This window comes from Streptomyces swartbergensis (assembly GCF_002148965.1).
Lineage (GTDB): Bacteria > Actinomycetota > Actinomycetes > Streptomycetales > Streptomycetaceae > Streptomyces > Streptomyces swartbergensis.
Genome location: NZ_NGFN01000197.1, coordinates 1 through 15,998, shown reverse-complemented (window position 1 = coordinate 15,998; position 15,998 = coordinate 1). Strand labels below are relative to the sequence as shown.

At 69.8% G+C, this 15,998-nt stretch carries 13 protein-coding genes and 4 pseudogenes; 12 read left to right on the top strand and 5 right to left on the bottom strand.

Translation table 11 applies throughout. The annotated features are described in order from the left end of the window. Positions 1–387, bottom strand: a 387-nt coding sequence (locus CA983_RS49665; RefSeq protein WP_425276480.1) for a transposase, incomplete at its 3' end; no start/stop codon positions are given. A 130-nt stretch (positions 388–517) separates the two neighbouring features. On the opposite strand from CA983_RS49665, the gene CA983_RS27115 reads away from it, so the two are divergent. The 4 genes from CA983_RS27115 (at position 518) to CA983_RS27100 (ending at position 4,670) form a co-directional block, all read left to right on the top strand. Further along, on the top strand, positions 518–1,258 hold the full coding sequence (locus CA983_RS27115; protein WP_086603457.1) for a class I SAM-dependent methyltransferase: 741 nt from the start codon (positions 518–520) through the stop codon (positions 1,256–1,258). 411 nt (positions 1,259–1,669) lie between these two features. Further along, entirely contained in the window at positions 1,670–2,587 is a 918-nt protein-coding gene (locus tag CA983_RS27110) for an SDR family NAD(P)-dependent oxidoreductase (RefSeq protein WP_208637049.1), read from the top strand. A 10-nt stretch (positions 2,588–2,597) separates the two neighbouring features. Beyond that, positions 2,598–3,125, top strand: a complete 528-nt coding sequence (locus CA983_RS27105) for a MerR family transcriptional regulator (RefSeq protein ID WP_086603459.1) — start codon at positions 2,598–2,600, stop codon at positions 3,123–3,125. A gap of 195 nt (positions 3,126–3,320) precedes the next feature. Beyond that, positions 3,321–4,670, top strand: coding sequence for an MFS transporter (locus CA983_RS27100; RefSeq protein ID WP_086603455.1), 1,350 nt, complete (start codon positions 3,321–3,323; stop codon positions 4,668–4,670). A 71-nt stretch (positions 4,671–4,741) separates the two neighbouring features. Here CA983_RS27100 and CA983_RS27095 read toward each other — a convergent pair. Continuing rightward, positions 4,742–5,100 (bottom strand): annotated as a pseudogene (locus CA983_RS27095) (transposase); the annotation flags it as partial. Between the two features lie 275 nt (positions 5,101–5,375). Here CA983_RS27095 and CA983_RS49250 point away from each other — a divergent pair. Then, positions 5,376–5,678 (top strand): annotated as a pseudogene (locus tag CA983_RS49250) (transposase); the annotation flags it as partial. On the opposite strand, the gene CA983_RS27085 reads toward CA983_RS49250, so the two are convergent. Next, on the bottom strand, positions 5,650–6,225 hold the full coding sequence (locus CA983_RS27085; protein WP_086603454.1) for a hypothetical protein: 576 nt from the start codon (positions 6,223–6,225) through the stop codon (positions 5,650–5,652). The pseudogene CA983_RS49250 and the gene CA983_RS27085 overlap by 29 nt on opposite strands. A gap of 121 nt (positions 6,226–6,346) precedes the next feature. On the opposite strand from CA983_RS27085, the gene CA983_RS27080 reads away from it, so the two are divergent. Together CA983_RS27080 and CA983_RS27075 are read left to right on the top strand one after the other, a co-directional pair. Next, a complete protein-coding gene (locus tag CA983_RS27080; RefSeq protein WP_244207128.1) occupies positions 6,347–7,096 on the top strand; it encodes a beta-galactosidase small subunit-related protein in 750 nt (249 codons plus the stop codon). 205 nt (positions 7,097–7,301) lie between these two features. Continuing rightward, entirely contained in the window at positions 7,302–7,520 is a 219-nt protein-coding gene (locus tag CA983_RS27075; RefSeq protein ID WP_244207127.1) for a hypothetical protein, read from the top strand. Between the two features lie 196 nt (positions 7,521–7,716). Here the strand turns inward: CA983_RS27075 and CA983_RS27070 are convergent, their stop codons facing one another. Next, positions 7,717–11,043 (bottom strand): S8 family peptidase, encoded by a 3,327-nt coding sequence (locus CA983_RS27070; RefSeq protein ID WP_086603453.1) that lies wholly within the window; start codon positions 11,041–11,043, stop codon positions 7,717–7,719. 246 nt (positions 11,044–11,289) lie between these two features. Between CA983_RS27070 and CA983_RS27065 the strand changes: the two genes are divergently transcribed. The 4 genes and pseudogenes from CA983_RS27065 to CA983_RS27050 all read left to right on the top strand — a co-directional run. Then, positions 11,290–11,739 (top strand): hypothetical protein, encoded by a 450-nt coding sequence (locus CA983_RS27065; protein WP_086603452.1) that lies wholly within the window; start codon positions 11,290–11,292, stop codon positions 11,737–11,739. 37 nt (positions 11,740–11,776) lie between these two features. After that, positions 11,777–12,445: a two-component system response regulator CseB gene (cseB, locus tag CA983_RS27060; RefSeq protein ID WP_086603451.1), complete on the top strand. Its 669-nt coding sequence runs from the start codon at positions 11,777–11,779 to the stop codon at positions 12,443–12,445. Beyond that, positions 12,442–13,653, top strand: coding sequence for a sensor histidine kinase (locus CA983_RS27055; RefSeq protein WP_086603450.1), 1,212 nt, complete (start codon positions 12,442–12,444; stop codon positions 13,651–13,653). The genes cseB and CA983_RS27055 overlap by 4 nt, the downstream gene beginning before the upstream one ends. A 466-nt stretch (positions 13,654–14,119) precedes the next feature. Then, positions 14,120–14,496 (top strand): annotated as a pseudogene (locus CA983_RS27050) (transposase); the annotation flags it as partial. Positions 14,497–14,510: 14 nt separating this feature from the next. Here CA983_RS27050 and CA983_RS27045 read toward each other — a convergent pair. Beyond that, on the bottom strand, positions 14,511–14,759 hold the full coding sequence (locus CA983_RS27045; protein ID WP_244207126.1) for a hypothetical protein: 249 nt from the start codon (positions 14,757–14,759) through the stop codon (positions 14,511–14,513). Between the two features lie 179 nt (positions 14,760–14,938). Here CA983_RS27045 and CA983_RS27035 point away from each other — a divergent pair. Next, positions 14,939–15,998, top strand: a pseudogene (locus CA983_RS27035) (IS3 family transposase); the annotation flags it as partial.

Genomic DNA, 15,998 nt, shown 5'->3' with positions numbered 1-15,998 from the left:
GAAGCTGGAGCGGGCGATGCCCAGGATGGCGCACAGCCGCTTCACGCCGTAGCGGCGCTGGTGGTCGGCGACGAACTGGAAGCGGTTCACCAGCGCGTCTCCCCGGCGAAATACTTCGCCGCCTTGCGCAGGATCTCGCGTTCCTCCTCCAGCTCGCGAACCTTTTGCCGCAGAGCGGCGTTCTCCGCACTCCAGCGGTGTCGGCGGCTCGGCGGGTGCCTCTGCCCTGCGTCCTCGCGGCCGGCTCGCGCCGGCCGCCCGGACCCAGTTCCGCAAGGTCTCGGGGTTGATTCCCAGATCGGCAGCGACCTGCCGGATCGTCGCCTCGGGCCGCGACTGGTACAGCGCGACCGCGTCCGCCCTGAACTGCGGTGGATAGTTCTTCATGACCACGAGATGTCCGTTCTCAGATCCTCAGGATCCAGTGTCTCGTGTGTCCAAGATCAAGGGTCAAGGCCCGCCGGCCAGTGCCCTAATCGTGTTGACCGCCCCCGGCAGGCAGTGCTGGAGTCGGCACGTGGACAGCATCCCCGCCAACCGGCGGCTCTGGAACCAGATCAGCAGCGCCTACCAGCACGAGCACGACCCGCAAATCGGCGCCACACCCCGGCTGTGGGGCATGTACTCCATCCCCGACGCGCACCTGCACGCCCTGGGCGACGTCACCGGCAAGCGCGTCCTCGAACTCGGCTGCGGCGCCGGCCAGTGGTCCAGGGCGCTCGCCGCCGAGGGCGCCAACGTGGTCGGGCTCGACCTGTCCGAAGCCCAACTCGCTGCAGCGGCCCGCGCGATGGGAGCGGCCCGCTACCCGCTAGTGCAAGGCGCCGCCGAACAACTCCCCTTCGCCGCCGACAGCTTCGACCTGGTGTTCTGCGACTTCGGTGGGCTCAGCTGGGCGCCCCCGCACCTGGCGGTCCCGCAGGCCGCACGCGTCCTGGGCCGAGGCGGACGCCTGGTGTTCAACGTCGCCAGCCCATGGTTCGAAGCTTGCTACGACGAAGCCGCCAGCCGCGTGACCACGACGCTGCAGCAGGACTACTTCGGGCTGAACACCATCGCCGAAGACGACGGCGCGACCAGCTATCAGCTCACCTACGGCGACTGGGTCAAGGTCCTGCGCAGCGCGGGTCTCATCATCGACGACCTCATCGAGCCGCGGCCCGAACTTGGAACACCCAACGGCTACAACGAAACCGACCCACCCGACTGGGCACACCGCTGGCCGGCGGAGCTGCTCTGGGTAACCCACAAACCGTAAGTTCCGCCGCGCCCGAGATGTGCAGGCATCCCCTCGCCGGGCAGGCCTAGGGCCTGTTGTGAAAGACACCGGTCAGTCGGGTCCATGGCGTCGGTTGTCGCTCCAGACGCGAGCTGTACACGTGGCACCTTTCTCCGGCCGTTCCGGCCGTGTGCTCATCCAGCGCCCGTCAATCCGGAACGTCCCCACCTGCGCGGGTGACACAGACGGTAGCCCAGGGCCGGAACATCGCTTCATGTGGTGAGGCGGCGGCAGCCGATGCTCCACCACCAGGCGGTGCCGACCCAGCCGGGTGGCGTACTCGATGTCCTTGCGGGAGATGCGGTGCCGGATTCCTCGCTCGCGGAGCCTGCCGCTGCGCGGTGCCGCGCGCGGGCCCATGCGTGGTGCGCTTTCCGGTCGTGATCTTCCGTGTCGTGGTCGCGCAGGCTTGCGTTCGAGCGCGCTCAAAACCCTAGCGTCGCCGCCATGAGCAAACAGACATGGATCATCACCGGCGCGTCCCGCGGTTTCGGGCGCGCACTGGCGGAATCGGCGCTCGCGAAGGGCGACTATGTGGTAGCGGCGGTGCGCCGGCCCGAGAGCGTGGCCGACCTGGAGGCCAGGTACCCGGACAACTGCCTGATCGCGAAGTACGACGCCCGAGACATCACTGCGGCTGCGGACCTCGTGCGGGACACCCTCGACCGCTTCGGTCAGCTCGACGTGCTCGTCAACAACGCGGGCCGGGCCGTGGTCGGAGCGGTCGAGGAGGTCAGCGACGCGCAGCTGCGTGAGCTGATGGATCTGCACCTGTTCGGCCCTGCCGCGCTCGTCCGTGCGGCGCTGCCTGCGATGCACGCGCGGGGCACCGGGACGATCGTGCAGATGAGCAGCCAGGCCGGCCGGATGTCGTTCCCCGGCGTGTCGACCTACTCCGCGTCGAAGTTCGCCCTCGAAGGCTGGTCCGAGGCCCTGGCTGGGGAGGTCGCGCCGTTCGGGATCCGCGTGATGATCGTCGAGCCCAGCCGGTTCCGGACCGACTTCAACGCGGCCGACGTGCTTGAGTTCGCCGAGGCGTCCGAGACCTACCGTGAACTTCTCTCCGACGTCCGCGCTGACTTGGCCGGGGCCGACGGCCTCCAGGAAGGTGACCCGGCGCGGGCGGCCGAAATCATCGTGTCGCTCGCGCACAGTGACGAGGTGCCGCTGCGGCTGCCGCTCGGGCGCGAGGCGGTCGAGCGTATCTCGGGTGCTTACCGGCGGGGCCTGGACGAGGTGGAGCGGTGGGCCGGGACCGCCCGCAGCGCCGACTTCGAAGGTGTCCCGGCGTCGGTCCGACCGATCTAGGTTGGCTGACATGGCTACTGACGATTTGATGAACCGGGCGCTCGCAATGCTCGGGGACGACGGCCCGCTGTCGGTTGAGGCGATCCACCGCCTCACCGACCTGGCCGACGTGCCCGAGTCGATGGTGATCACCGAGGTCGCCGACCTCCTCGACATCTCGCCCCACACGCTGCGCTACTACGAGCGCGCCGGACTGGTCGAGGTGGCCCGCGACAGCAACGGCCATCGCGTCTACGACGCCGACGCGGTGCGGCGCCTGGTGTTCCTCACCCGGATGCGGCTGTCCGGTATGCCGATGCGCGATCTGCAGCACTACATCTCGCTCGTCGCCGCCGGGGAGCACACGGTGCCCGAGCGGCTCGACATGCTGCTCGAACATCGCGACACCATCCGYCGCCGGATTCGTGAGCTGTCCCTTTCCCTCACGGCGACCGAGTACAAGATCGCCACGTACGGGGGCTCGACCGGGCCGGACGTGCAGGACCTCGACACCGGCACCGCCAACGGCCGCACGGCACTACTGCACGAGCCGCTGTGACGGGCACTGCCGGCAAGGTGGGGGACGGCGACGCTCGCCGGACTAGCACTCCCCGGACCGAACTCCGCGTATCCGGCACCACGACATCGTTGCGCCGGCGTCCGTACGCCCGCCCTTCTGCCCAGTTCCCGCGTACCCGTTCGGCCGTAACCAGACCGAACGGGCGGGCCGCGACATCCGCACAAGGAACACACCATGGAGAGCGAGCGCGTCCCGCCGCAGCAGGAACCGGCCACGACCGACAGCACGGCGGCCACGAACCCGGAGAAGCACCGCCCGGTCATGGCCTGGGCCGTCACTCTCATGCTCCTCGGGTGCACCTTGATCGCATACCTGGACAAGGCGATTCTCGGGCTGGTCGCGCAACCGGCGATGGCCGACCTCGGACTCTCGGCCGCCGAGTTCGGCAGCATCAGCAGCGCCGCCGGCCTGCTCGGCCCGGCCGCCGCGCTGCTGTACAGCTTCGTGGCCGATCGGCTGCCCATCAAGGCCACTCTGTTCACCCTCGTGGTGGTGTGGTCGCTCCTCCAGTTGCCCATCTTCTTCGCCGCCTCGGGCGGGCTGCTGTTGGCGACCCGGTTCACACTCGGGGCGGCGGAGGGTCCCACCGGACCGGTGGCGCACGCGGCCGCCTACTCCTGGTGGCCCGACGAACGGCGCGGATTCCCCACGGCGCTGCTCACGACCGGGGCGTCACTCGGCAAGCTGCTCTTCGCCCCGCTGCTGGCCTTGATGATCGCCGCATGGAGCTGGGAGGCGGGCTTCCTCGCCGTGGCGCTCCTGGGCTTCGCCTGGGCGCCGGCCTGGCTCTTCCTCGGGAGAGAGGGCCCCTACGGCCAGGCCGGGACCGGAACCGTCACACAGACCGGATCTCGTGCGCCCATAGGGACCATCCTACTGACAGGCACCTTCGTCGGGTACGTGGCCGCGTTCACGGCCTCTTCGATGCTCGTGGTCGTGGTCCTGACCTGGCTTCCGTCCTACTTCCAGGAGGCGCTGGGGTTCTCGGCGGTCACGGCGGGCTCGCTTTTCGGCGTGCCGAGCATCTCCGCGATGGTGTTCTTGTACCTCTACGGCGGGTGGAGCGACCGGAGGCTCAGGAAGGGGGCCACGTCCCGAATCGTGCGCGGGATATGGGGCGGTGGGCTGCTCGCGCTCGGCGGTGTCTTCCTGGCGGCCCTTCCCCTCGTCTCCGGTGCAGTGCTCCCGATGGCCCTGCTGATGATGGGCTACGGGCTGGCCATGACCGTCCATGCCGTGGCCAACCCGGCCCTGGTGCAGATCGTGCCGCCGGGGCAGCGCACAAGCGTCCTGTCGATCGGCGTAGCCGTCGCCGGTTTCCTCGCCGCCGCCGGGCCATGGGTCACGGGCGTCGTACTGGACGCGGCCCGATCCGCGGGCTCGCTCGCCGAGGGCTACACCAACGTGTTCATGCTGATGGGTGGCATCGCCATTGCGGGAGGTGCGCTTTTCGCGCTGCTGGTGAATCCCGAGCGCGACGGCGCGAAGGTGGAGGCGGCCCGGGTCGCACGCGCAGCTCGGTAAGGTCCGTGAGCGAAAGGACGCTGTCGCGATACGCATCGGTACGACTATCGGCTGGCGAGCGAGGATGAAAGGGAGCACGGCGCGTCCGACCGCGGCCACGGCGAGACATCCACCGCCCGCACCAGCCTCCCGTCCGGGAAACGAGGATGCGGAAGGCCAGCCAGCAGCGAACGCAGTCGATCGGCATCGATCTGCCCATGATTGAGGCGTCGTACATAGCCCCGTGCCCACGCCGGTGCTCAGGCAACAACGTCAACGCCACCGCCGAGTGCACCGCCCCCGGAGCACATAGAACCGCGTCCACCAGCTCGAACAGCTCATCGCCCCGTACGGTCACACACGCATACAACTCGTCCCGGAAGCGTGACGCTTCCGCGAACGCTTTCCCTGCGGCGGCATCAGGCAGCAGACTCACCCTCACGGCCTTCATCGTGGTCACGTGCACCTTGGTCGGAGCACATGATTCAGACGAAGGCCGCCTCAGCGTCCGGTGAATGCCCAGGTGAGCGACCAAGTTCGAAGCCCATTTCGGGGCCGGCCCACACACGGCCGACCTGACGATAGCGTGATCGCATGATGGTTGAGGGCGAGGTGACAGAGGGCGAAGCACTGGTCGGCGGCATGGTGAACGCGGGCGCGGTCTTCCGCCGCGGAGCCCTGGTGGAACGCCCAGCGCCGCGCACCGCGCGCGCCCTCCACACCCACGGCCTGCTGAGGCGACTGCGTCGCCTGCACCGCGACATCACCCTTGTCTGGGCCGACGGCGGCTACACCGGCTCCCTCGTCGGCTGGTGCCGGGACAAACTCGCCCTGACCTTGGAGATCGTCAAGCGCACCGACGACATGGCCGGGTTCGTGGTGCTGCCGAGGCGGTGGGTGGCAGAGCGCACGTTCGCGTGGCTGATGAATTCCCGCCGTCTGGCCCGGGACCACGAGACCCTGCCCGCCACCAGCGAGGCGATGATCCGGTGGTCGATGGTCACGCGGATGAGCCGGCGTCTGGCACGGCCCCGGGCCGCCGGCCGGCGCTTAATGCCCCCGACGCCTCCAGGAGGAGCCACCCGCGCTCCGCCAGGCGCCGGGCTTTCGACCGCAGCCCCTCGACCTTCGCCGGYGTCGCCCCAAGGCCCAGCTCCACCGCGATCTCCTTGGCTCGAAGCGGCCCGTGACCCGTGGATCGCTGCTGCTCCAGCACGCCCAGAATCCGCTGATAGTCCGGCGCCCGAACCGTCACCGGCAGCCCTTCCCGCCAGGGCGGCACCGTCGAGCCCGGCACCGGCGCGAGCGACGGCGCCGCTTTCTCCTCCGCCTCGGTCGTGGTCACGGCAGTGGACTCGGCCGCAGAGACTGCCAGGGCCTCGACCAGTTCCTCCCGCGCAATCACCCGCCGGTCCAGCTCGATCTCCGCGGCCTCCAACACCTCAGCCAACCGCGCGACTTCCTCTCGCAAGCCCTCCACCCGCACGCGGGCAGCCGCCTCTCGTTCCTCCAGCATTCCCAGCACCGACGCCACCGCACACCCCTCGGTCATGAAGCGGACACAAGACGCCGGCATGCCTTCCTCGCCCCGCGTGAAACCATGCCTGACCAGCGAAAACCTAGAGATCACGTTCGGTTGGGACACGGCTAGGCGACTGGTACGGACGGGCCCGGGGCCGGCGGTACGCGGCTCCCTCGTGGACGACCGCCTGGTCCTCGCTTCCCGCCACACCACGGTGACGCTCGACGCCGCGACCGGCATGCTGGCCGGCATCACCCACCGGGGGAGGGCTTTCACTCTGTCCCGCGGCCCGCTGCCCACCACCGGACCGACCGACCCCGACCGGCTCACGCACGGGCCGGACGGCAACGGCTACACGGTGGAGGCCGAGTACTCCGGCCTCCTGCGCCATGTCCGGTGGTCTCTACATCCCAGCGGCTGGCTGCAGTTGGACTACCGCTACCACCTCACCGGCGAGTACGACCTCTTCGGCGTCGGCTTCGACCACCCCGAATCGCAGGTGACCGGCGTGACGTGGCTCGGCCACGGACCCCTCCGGGTGTGGAAGAACCGGCTGCGCGGTGTCACGACGGACGTCTGGACGAAGAAGTACAACGACACCGCGACCGGTGCGGACGGCTGGGTGTACCCGGAGTTCAAGGGCTACCACGCGGACGTCCGCTGGGCGTGCCTGCACACCACCGCCGGACGTATCACCGTGGTCTGCGAGGAGGAGAACCTCTACCTGCGCCTCTTCACGCCCCGGTTCGGGCCCGACCCCCGCTATACCGCGCCCCCCTTCCCCAAGGGGGACCTGTCCTTCCTCGACGCCATCCCGGCGATCGGCACCAAGTTCGACGCGCCGGCGGCGCTCGGCCCGAGCGGCGGCCCCACCACGGCGACGGGCGAGTACGGCCGAACTCTGCACTTCTCGTTCGCCCCGTAGCACGTTCTCCTCACTCGCCGACGCCGACCTCGGTTTCTCGGGCTCGTCGGCCAGCCCTCCGAAACGCCATGGGCACGACCGCGCGCAGTGCGTTTTCGGGAGGGGGGGACTTGCCCACTCTCTTGGTCGACGGAAGAAGGATGGCGGTACCGACCACCGTCATGTGCACGAATCGGTGTGAGTACGGGAGACGGTTCACGCCGCGGTGGCCCACCCGGCCGGACCCTTACTGCTGATCGGCCTCGACGCCGACCACGTCATCAAGGACGTCACTTTCGAGAACCTTCGTGTCAACGGCAGGGTGATCCGCGACAGCGGGGGCAAGCCGGCGTGGTACCTGGCCTCGGACGGCGTGCCCATGTTCGTCAACGAGCACGTGCAGAACCTGCGCTTCCTCACCACCGAGGAGGCCGCTGCCCTGTAACCGCCATCCGCCTGGCCTGGTCCGGGCCGACACCCCAGGGAGAAGCGTGTGGAGCTCTCACTGGAGTGCGATCCATGGTGTGTGCCGTGAAGTCCGGCACCGCGGAGAGCCGACCCACCGAACAGGGGCGGCCGGCCGGATTCTGTGCTTCCGGCAGACCGCCCCACTCAGTGATCCCGCTTGGCGAACTGCGGCCTCACTTGCCGTAGTACGCGTTGTGGATCGAGATCGTCGACCTGTTGCCCTTCTTGTCGGTGATCTTGACGCGGAGGGAGACGCCCTTCCCCTTCGCCGGGTTCTTCACGGTGATCCTTCCGTTCTTGACGTCGGTCTTCTTCCAGGTCTTGCCGTTGTCGTAAGAGACGTAGACGGACAGCGACTTGAGGTTGCGGCCCTTGGCCGCGCCCTCGACGGTGACCGGGTAGGTGATCGTCTGGCGGGCCTTGACCCGGCTGTCGAGACCGACGGGCGCCTTGAAGCGGACCGTGGAGACCGGCAGTTCGGCCGGCAAGCCGGAGGACGGCTCCTTCGAGTGGAACGTCCAGCTCGCATCGACCCGCGTGGAGGCGGCCTGGACCTTGGCGCTGCGCCTGGCCGTGGTGGTGAGCCTGTACTCGGCCTCGTCGGCCGGGACCTTGAACGTCTTGCTGCCGGTGAGCGGGTCGGCGTTCGAGCCGACCTTCCTGCCGTTCCGGTACAGGGTCGTCCGCACCGAGGTGAGGTCCGACGCCGCCGCGTGCCCCTTGCCGTCGGCGAAGAGCGGGAGCTTGCCGTAGATCCCTTCGTCGCTGTGGAAGACGCCGGCCTCGCCGGGGACGGTCCGCGGCGCGAACACCGCCGTGTTGAACGCCTTCCGGTAGGTCTTACCCGCGGTGAGCTTCTGGTAGGAGCCGGTGTCGGAGGACGCGTCGGCGATCGGGAAACCGTCCTCGTCCCGCTTCCCCGAGTACTGCTCGAAGTCGAAGTACCACTCGGCACCCTCGCCGGTCGACAGGTACAGCGTGCGGGTGGCGGGCAGCTTCTGCTCGACCGGGGTGTGGAAGCCGTAGCCGAACGGCACGCTGACGGTCATGCCGAGCGCGCCGGTCCTGCCGGGGGCCGAGGCGCCCAGACCGGCCTTCACCGTGGCCAGCTCGCTCGCCTTGTAGTGGTGGACGCGAGCCCCGGAGACCTTCTTCACCTCGCCGCCGCCGACGATGTCGTACTCGGCGCCGCTGCCCTTGGTCCACTGCCCGGACCAGGTCTGCACCAGGCCGGAGGACCTCGCCGGGCCAACGTGCGCGAGCCGGATGTCGGAGAAGGAGGGCATCACGACGCCGGACCACACGTCCGCGGGCATGTACTCGTACGACACCTGGGCCTGTAGCGGCTTGGCCTGCTTGTCCGGCACGGTGATGTCGGCCGACCTGGTCTTGTTCAGGTCGAGCGTGACCGTCGTGTTCCCGTCGATCTTCAGCACGGGCTGGGCCAGCCAGTCGGCGCCGCCCTCGGTCGAGCCGGGGTCCTTCATGCTGAGCGAGTCCAGCATGTAGTCGCCCTTGGGGACGCGGAAGGTGACGACGTCGTCGGTGGTCTGGCTGGTGTAGCCGATGTCGCCCCGGAAGGTCGTGGACAAGGTGGTGAGGTGGACCGGGCGCTGTCCGGGGCGGTCGACGAACTTCACGGTGAGGTCGTACGCCTCCGTCTCCCGCTCGACGCCCAGCGCGGTGCGGACGGTCTGGCCGCCACCCGTGGCGGTCACGTACGCCGAGTACGTGCCGTTGAGCGTGCCGCCCAGCTTGGTGTTCACGGTGACGTCGACCGACGCCCTGCCCCCGGCCGGGACCGTGACCTTGTCCGCGCCGAGGGTGAAGAAGCCCGCCGGGGCCGCCTCGCCCCTGGGGTCGCGGGCCGTGGCCGACAGGGACAGCGTGACGTCCTTCGTGCCGAGGTTGCGGTACGTCAGCTTCCTGGTGACCGGGGTGTCGTCGGTGTGCGGCCACTGCTGGACCGGGAAGCTCACCGAGGACGTCTCGGCGGCCACGGTCTGGCGGATCGCCCTGTCGACCTGGATACGGCCCGAACCCTGCTTGTACGGCGAGTAGTCGCCGCCCTTGGCCGAGCCCACGAGCACGGACTTCAACTCGTGGAAGGTCCAGTCGGGGTGCTGCTGCTTGAGGAGGGCGGCGGCGCCCGCGACATGCGGGGTGGCCATCGACGTACCCGAGATCGTCACGTATCCGGCCGGCTTCTCGCCGTCCTCCTTGGCGATGGCGCTGCCCTTGGCGGAGGCCGCGGTGATGTCCACGCCGGGCGCGGTCACGTCCGGCTTGACGGCGCCGTCCACGGTCGGGCCGCGGCTGGAGAAGTCCGCCAGCTTGTCGTTGCCGTCGACGGCGCCGACGGTGAGCGCGTTGGCCGCGCTGCCCGGGGAGCCGACGGTCTTGGGGCCGGCCTCGCCCTCGTTGCCCGCGGCGATGGCGAAGAGGATGCCCTTCTCCTCGGACAGCCGGTTGACCGTGGCCTCCAGCGGGTCGACGCCCGGGGTGTCCCCGCCGCCCAGGCTGAGGTTGACGATGTCGGCGCCCTGCGCGGCGGCCCACTCCATGCCCGCGAGGATGCCGGAGTCGTCGCCCTCGCCCTTGTCGTTGAGTACCTTGCCGTTGAGGATCTTCGCGCCGGGGGCGACGCCCTTGTACTTGCCGTTCGACTTGGCGCCGGTGCCCGCGATGGTGGACGCGACGTGCGTGCCGTGGCCCTGCCGGTCGCCGGTGGTGGCGGCCGTGGAGAAGTTCTTGGCGGCGATCACCTGGTCCTTGAGGTCGGGGTGGGCGGTGTCGATGCCGGTGTCCAGGACCGCCACCTTGACGCCCTTGCCGTCGTAGCCCTTCGCCCAGGCCGTGGGCGCCCCGATCTGCGGCACGGACTTGTCGAGGCTGGCCTTGCGGACGCCGTCGAGCCAGACGTGGGAGATGCCCGGGGCGAGGGCGTCGCCCTGGGTGAGGGCGTCCCACAGTCCGGGCGTGTCCTTGGTGGGCGTCTGGACGGAGTCCAGGTTCAGGGTGCTGAAGGTCCGGCGGAGGGTGCCCGTGTCCCGGACGGCGGCCTTCGCGGTACGGGCCGTGCCCTGGTAGCCGACGATGACCTTCAGGCCGTTCCGCTGGTTCCTGCGGTTGGCCGCCTTGCTGAGCTCGGTGATGTCGAACAGTCGCCGGTCGAGCTTGCCGCTCGCGATCAGCTGGGCCGCGTCCGTCGGTATGACGAGGGTGTGGCCGTCGACCCTCCGCATCTGCACGGGGACCCGCTCGCGTCCCTTGGCCCGCTCCATTCCGACGACCCGGCCCTTGGCGTCGACGATGACACGGTCACCGGTGACGAGGGTGAGGCGATCCTTGCCGACGGCTTCCATGACCTTTTCCATGACCTTGGCGGGGGCCGGTGCGGGCGCCGTCGCCTGTGCCGAGCCGGTCAGTCCCGTGGCCAGGGCCGCCGCCGCGGTCGCCGCGGCCGTGGCCGCGCATGCTGTTCTCGCTCTTGTGCGCAAAGTTCATCCCAGTGCTGGAGTGCCGGGGGCAGTGACCGGAGTGAGGGTAGGTACGCGGATGCGCATCTGTTCGTCAGGTGTACGGCGACGACGTATCGATCTCGATGACGCATCGATGGACAGCTGTTACATGCGCAGCTCGGGCAGCGGGCTGTGTGACGGCGATACTCGAACGCGCCATGCTCGATCGACCCGGTCACCGTGCCCCCTGCAGGTGACCAGGCGGCCCGGCGGAAGGAGCAGGGGATGCGGCTTCGTCGCGGTGCGCTGTGCGCCGTGCTGGCCGCCTGCCTGACCGGGTGCGGCGGGGTGGACGGCGGCGTCCGGGTCGAGGGCCCGGCTGTGACGTCGGTCCCCTGGACGGGGCCGGCGTACTTGACGGACTGGTACGGCCGGGCCTGGCAGCGCCCCAGCGAGATCTCCCCGACCCGGAGCATCGACCTGAGACGGCTGACGTGGCGGGACTGGGGCTCGCCCCGGGCGCGGGCCACCGGCGTGGTGGTGGACACGAACTGTATGGCCGGTTGCCGCGACGACCCCGCCAGCTACCGGGCCAGGGTCGTCCTGAGTGGTCTGGTCAAGCGCGGGAATGTGGCGTTCTACAGCCAGATGTCCCTCACCCCCGTGCATCCCCCCGCGCCGTTCTGGGCGGAAGGCTACGGGGAGAGTACGTACCTGGACGTACCGGATGCTTGAGGACGCCACGGGAAACAACCGTCGGAGAGGGAACACGATGCACGACGTTCTGCTGGTCGAGGACGACGAGCTGATCCGGGAGGCCACGCGGCTCACCCTGGAGGAGCGCGGCTACGGGGTGCGGACCGCAGCCGACGGACTGACCGGGCTGGCACTGTTCCGGGAACGCCACCCGGACGTGGCCGTGCTCGACATCATGCTGCCCGGCCTGAACGGGGTGAGCCTGGCCGGCCGCATCCGCGAGGAGTCGGGGGTGCCCGTGCTGCTGATCTCGGCCCGCAACGACCCGGTGGACGTGGTGATGGGCCTGGAGGCGGGCGCCGACGACTACGTCACCAAGCCCTTCGACGGCCCCGTCCTCGTGGCCCGCATCCGCTCCCTGCTGCGCCGCGCGGCACCCGCCGACCAGCCGCCGAAGGGCCCGCGCCTGCGCTTCGGGGACCTGCAGTTCTGCCCGGTGTCCCTGACCGCGCACCGGAACGGAAAGCAGCTCGCGCTGACCACGACCGAGCTGAAACTGCTGAACCAGTTCGCCGCCGCGCCGGGGACCGTGCTCTCCCGGGATCTGCTCCTGGAACGGGTCTGGGACTACGCCTGGTCCGGCGACACCCGGGTGGTGGACGTCCACGTGCAGCGACTGCGCGCCAAGATCGGCCGGGAGCGGATCGAGACGGTGCGCGGCTTCGGCTACAAGCTGCGCCCGTGAGGCCGCCCGCCCTGAACGTGGGGGCGAAGGTCGCTCTGGCCGTCGCCGTCGCAGCCGTGTGCGTGGCGGGTGCGATCGGTGTGCTGGTGCACCGGATCACCGCCGACGAACAACTGGCCACCGCCCGCTCCGGCCTGGACCAGGAGCTGCGGAGCGCTGCCGAAGAGCTCGCTGTCGGACGCAGGTCGGGCGCCGAGATCGACCCCCGGGGTCTGCCCGGTCCGGTGGCACGGGCCGTGCGCGACGACGTCCGCGTGACCTACCTGCAGGACGGCGGTGAGCATCCGGTGCTGTGGGCGGCGACCCGGGTCTCGGGCGGGAAAGTGCTCGCGCTCTCCCGCTCGTACGCCCCCGAGGAGCGGTCCCTGGCCTCGCTCGACCGGACGCTGCTCGCCACGGGCGCGGCCGCCACCGTGCTGGTGTCCCTGATGGGACTGGTGCTTGGGGTGCGGATGGGGCGCCGGGCCACGGCCGCCGCCCGTACGGCGGAACGCATCGCCGACGGCGACCTCGACGCCCGGGCCCGCCCCGACGGCCGGGACGAGATCGCCCGGCTCGCCGCCTCCGTCAACGCCATGGCGGACGCGCTCGGTGCCCGTCTGGAAGCGGAGCGCCTGGTGACCGCCGACATCGCGCACGAACTGCGCACGCCGGTCGCGGGCATGTCGACCGCGGTCGGCCTGCTGCCGCCCGGCCGGGCGTCGGAGCTGGTGGCGGGCAGCGTGTACAAGCTGCGCGGGCTGGTCGAGGACGTGCTGGAGGTGGCCCGGATGGACTCCGAGGTGGCGGCGGTGGAAACCGAGCAGCGGGAGGTGAGCGCGATGGCACGGCGTGCGGTCGCCGGACTCGACGGCGTGGAGGTACGCGTCGCGGCGGACGCCATCGTGGACACCGACCCGCGCCGCGTCGAACGCGTCCTGGCCAACCTGGCCGCCAACGCCCTGTGGCACGGCGCCCCGCCCGTCGAGGTGGAGGTCGACGGCCCGATCGTCCGGGTCCGCGACCACGGCCCCGGTTTCCCGTCCGATCTGCTCACCGTCCTGCACACCTCCGGCCCCCAGCGCTTCCGCACGGGGTCCCGGACCGGCGGCACCGGCCTGGGCCTGACCATCGCGACCGGCCAGGCCCGGCTCCTCGGCGCCCGCTTGACCTTCCGCAACCATCCGGACGGGGGCGCGGAGACGGAACTGCGGCTGCCGACGGAGTGACCCGGATGCCGCCAGGTCGCCCGGTAGTGAGGTTGAGGGCGGGCCGGGGTTCCATCTGCTACGAACTGTGGCGAGTCACCGTCGCGGGACCCCCGAACGCACGGCATACCGACTTGTACGGGACGGCGCGAGCCCAGCGGGTTTGCCGAGAGCTCCAGAGGCGGCATGTGCTTTGACTGGCGGCCGGACACCGCGGCCGTGGTCTCGCTGCGCGTAGGAAGGACCCAGCACCGTTGGTGCTGGGTCCTGGCGGCGTCATGCGTCAGCTGGTGCCCCGCATGTGGCGAGCTGCACCTGGTGTTCGACATCGAACTGCCAAGGTGAGGGCCTGATTGCGGGTGCAGCAGAGCGCGTTACTTCATAAGCAGGTGCAGCACCGTGATGACTGCAACACCGACGAGGAGTGCAGCGCCGACAGGGGGGTGCAGGAAGGCGATGTACGTCGCGCCTGCACCAGCGAGCAAGTGGACGGTGGCGCGCGTGTCCAGACCGTTCATCCCGCGTCCCCAGACTCGGCCCAGGCAGGCCACGCACGAAGCCGGACAGCATCGCGGCCGACAAGGCCTACAGCAACGGCCCCTGTCGCGAGTACATGCGGCGCCGGGGTATCCGACACACGATCCCGGAGAAGACCGACAGTCGGGCGGCCCGTCTACGCAAAGGGTCACGCGGGGACGGCCACCGGGCTTCGACGAGGAGCGGTATAAGAAGCGCAACACCGTCGAACGGGCAATCAACCGCTTGAAACAGTCCCGGGCGGTGGCCACTCGCTACGACAAACGCGGCTATGTCTTCCTCGGCACCGCGATGGCAGCAGCCCTGGTCATCTGGCTCCGGACCTGACGATCGCACGCAGCTCAGAAACCACCCTCGGCCGGCCGCTGGTGCCCACACGGCACCGGGCCGCCGTTCTTGTCGAAGACTTCGGCGTCATTACCCGAGTTCACCCACACCGTGATGCCCTGGTCATGGACGACCACGTTGAACGGCGACTGCTCCGGCTCCGTCTCGGTCACCACGGTGAACTCTTCGCCCGGACGCATCCAGTGATCGGTTCCCCACGGCTCGACCCACAGGCAGAGCACGCTGCTGGTCTCGTTACTCACGCTTGTCCTGGACACGCTCGCACCCTAACCAGCAATATGATCGGCCGGACAAGTCCTAGGCGCTGCGCGGCCGACGCCCGGACGTCTTCTTGGCCGCGGCCTTCTTCGTGGTCGGGCCTTGACCCTTGATCTTGGACACACGAGACACTGGATCCTGAGGATCTGAGAACGGACATCTCGTGGTCATGAAGAACTATCCGCCGCAGTTCAGGGCGGACGCGGTCGCGCTGTACCAGTCGCGGCCCGAGGCGACGATCCGGCAGGTCGCTGCCGATCTGGGAATCAACCCCGAGACCTTGCGGAACTGGGTCCGGGCGGCCGGCGCGAGCCGGCCGCGAGGACGCAGGGCAGAGGCACCCGCCGAGCCGCCGACACCGCTGGAGGCGGAGAACGCCGCTCTGCGGCAAAAGGTTCGCGAGCTGGAGGAGGAACGCGAGATCCTGCGCAAGGCGGCGAAGTATTTCGCCGGGGAGACGCGCTGGTGAACCGCTTCCAGTTCGTCGCCGACCACCAGCGCCGCTACGGCGTGAAGCGGCTGTGCGCCATCCTGGGCATCGCCCGCTCCAGCTTCTACTACTGGCGCCGGRCCGCCGAGGACCGGGCTGCCCGCCAGGCCGCCGACGGCCGCCTCGCCACCCGGAWACGAGCCGTGCACCACGAATCGGGCGGCACCTACGGCGTCCCGAGGATCACCGCCGAGCTCCGCGACGACGGCGAGCGCATCAACCACAAGCGGATCGCSCGGGTGATGCGGAGCATCGGCCTGGCCGGAGTGCGGCTGCGGCGCAGGCACCGCACCACGACCGCGGACCCGGCCGCAGTGAAGGCCCCGGACCTGATCGGCCGCGACTTCACCGCAGGTGAGCCGAACACGAAGTACGTCGGCGACATCACCTATCTCCCGCTGGAGGGCGGGAAATTCCTGTACTTGGCCACCGTCATCGATCTCGCCTCGCGCCGCCTGGCCGGCTGGGCGATCGCGGACCACATGCGCACCGACCTGGTCACCGACGCCCTGGCCGCTGCCGAACGGACTCGCGGCAGCCTCGCCGGGTCGGTCATGCACACCGATCACGGCTCTCAGTACACCAGCCAGGCCTTCGCCGACGCCTGCCGCCAGGCCGGCGTCCGCCAGTCCATGAGCGCGATCGGCTCCAGCGCGGACAACGCACTCGCCGAGTCCTTCAACGCAACGTTCAAACGCGAGACGCTCCAGGGCCGCAAGACATGGTCCAGTGA

Coding starts and splice junctions, on each gene's coding strand:
- CA983_RS27100 (WP_086603455.1), top strand. CDS start 3,321: ATGGAGAGCGAGCGCGTCCCGCCGCAGCAGGAACCGGCCACGACCGAC.
- CA983_RS27065 (WP_086603452.1), top strand. CDS start 11,290: ATGCGGCTTCGTCGCGGTGCGCTGTGCGCCGTGCTGGCCGCCTGCCTG.
- cseB (WP_086603451.1), top strand. CDS start 11,777: ATGCACGACGTTCTGCTGGTCGAGGACGACGAGCTGATCCGGGAGGCC.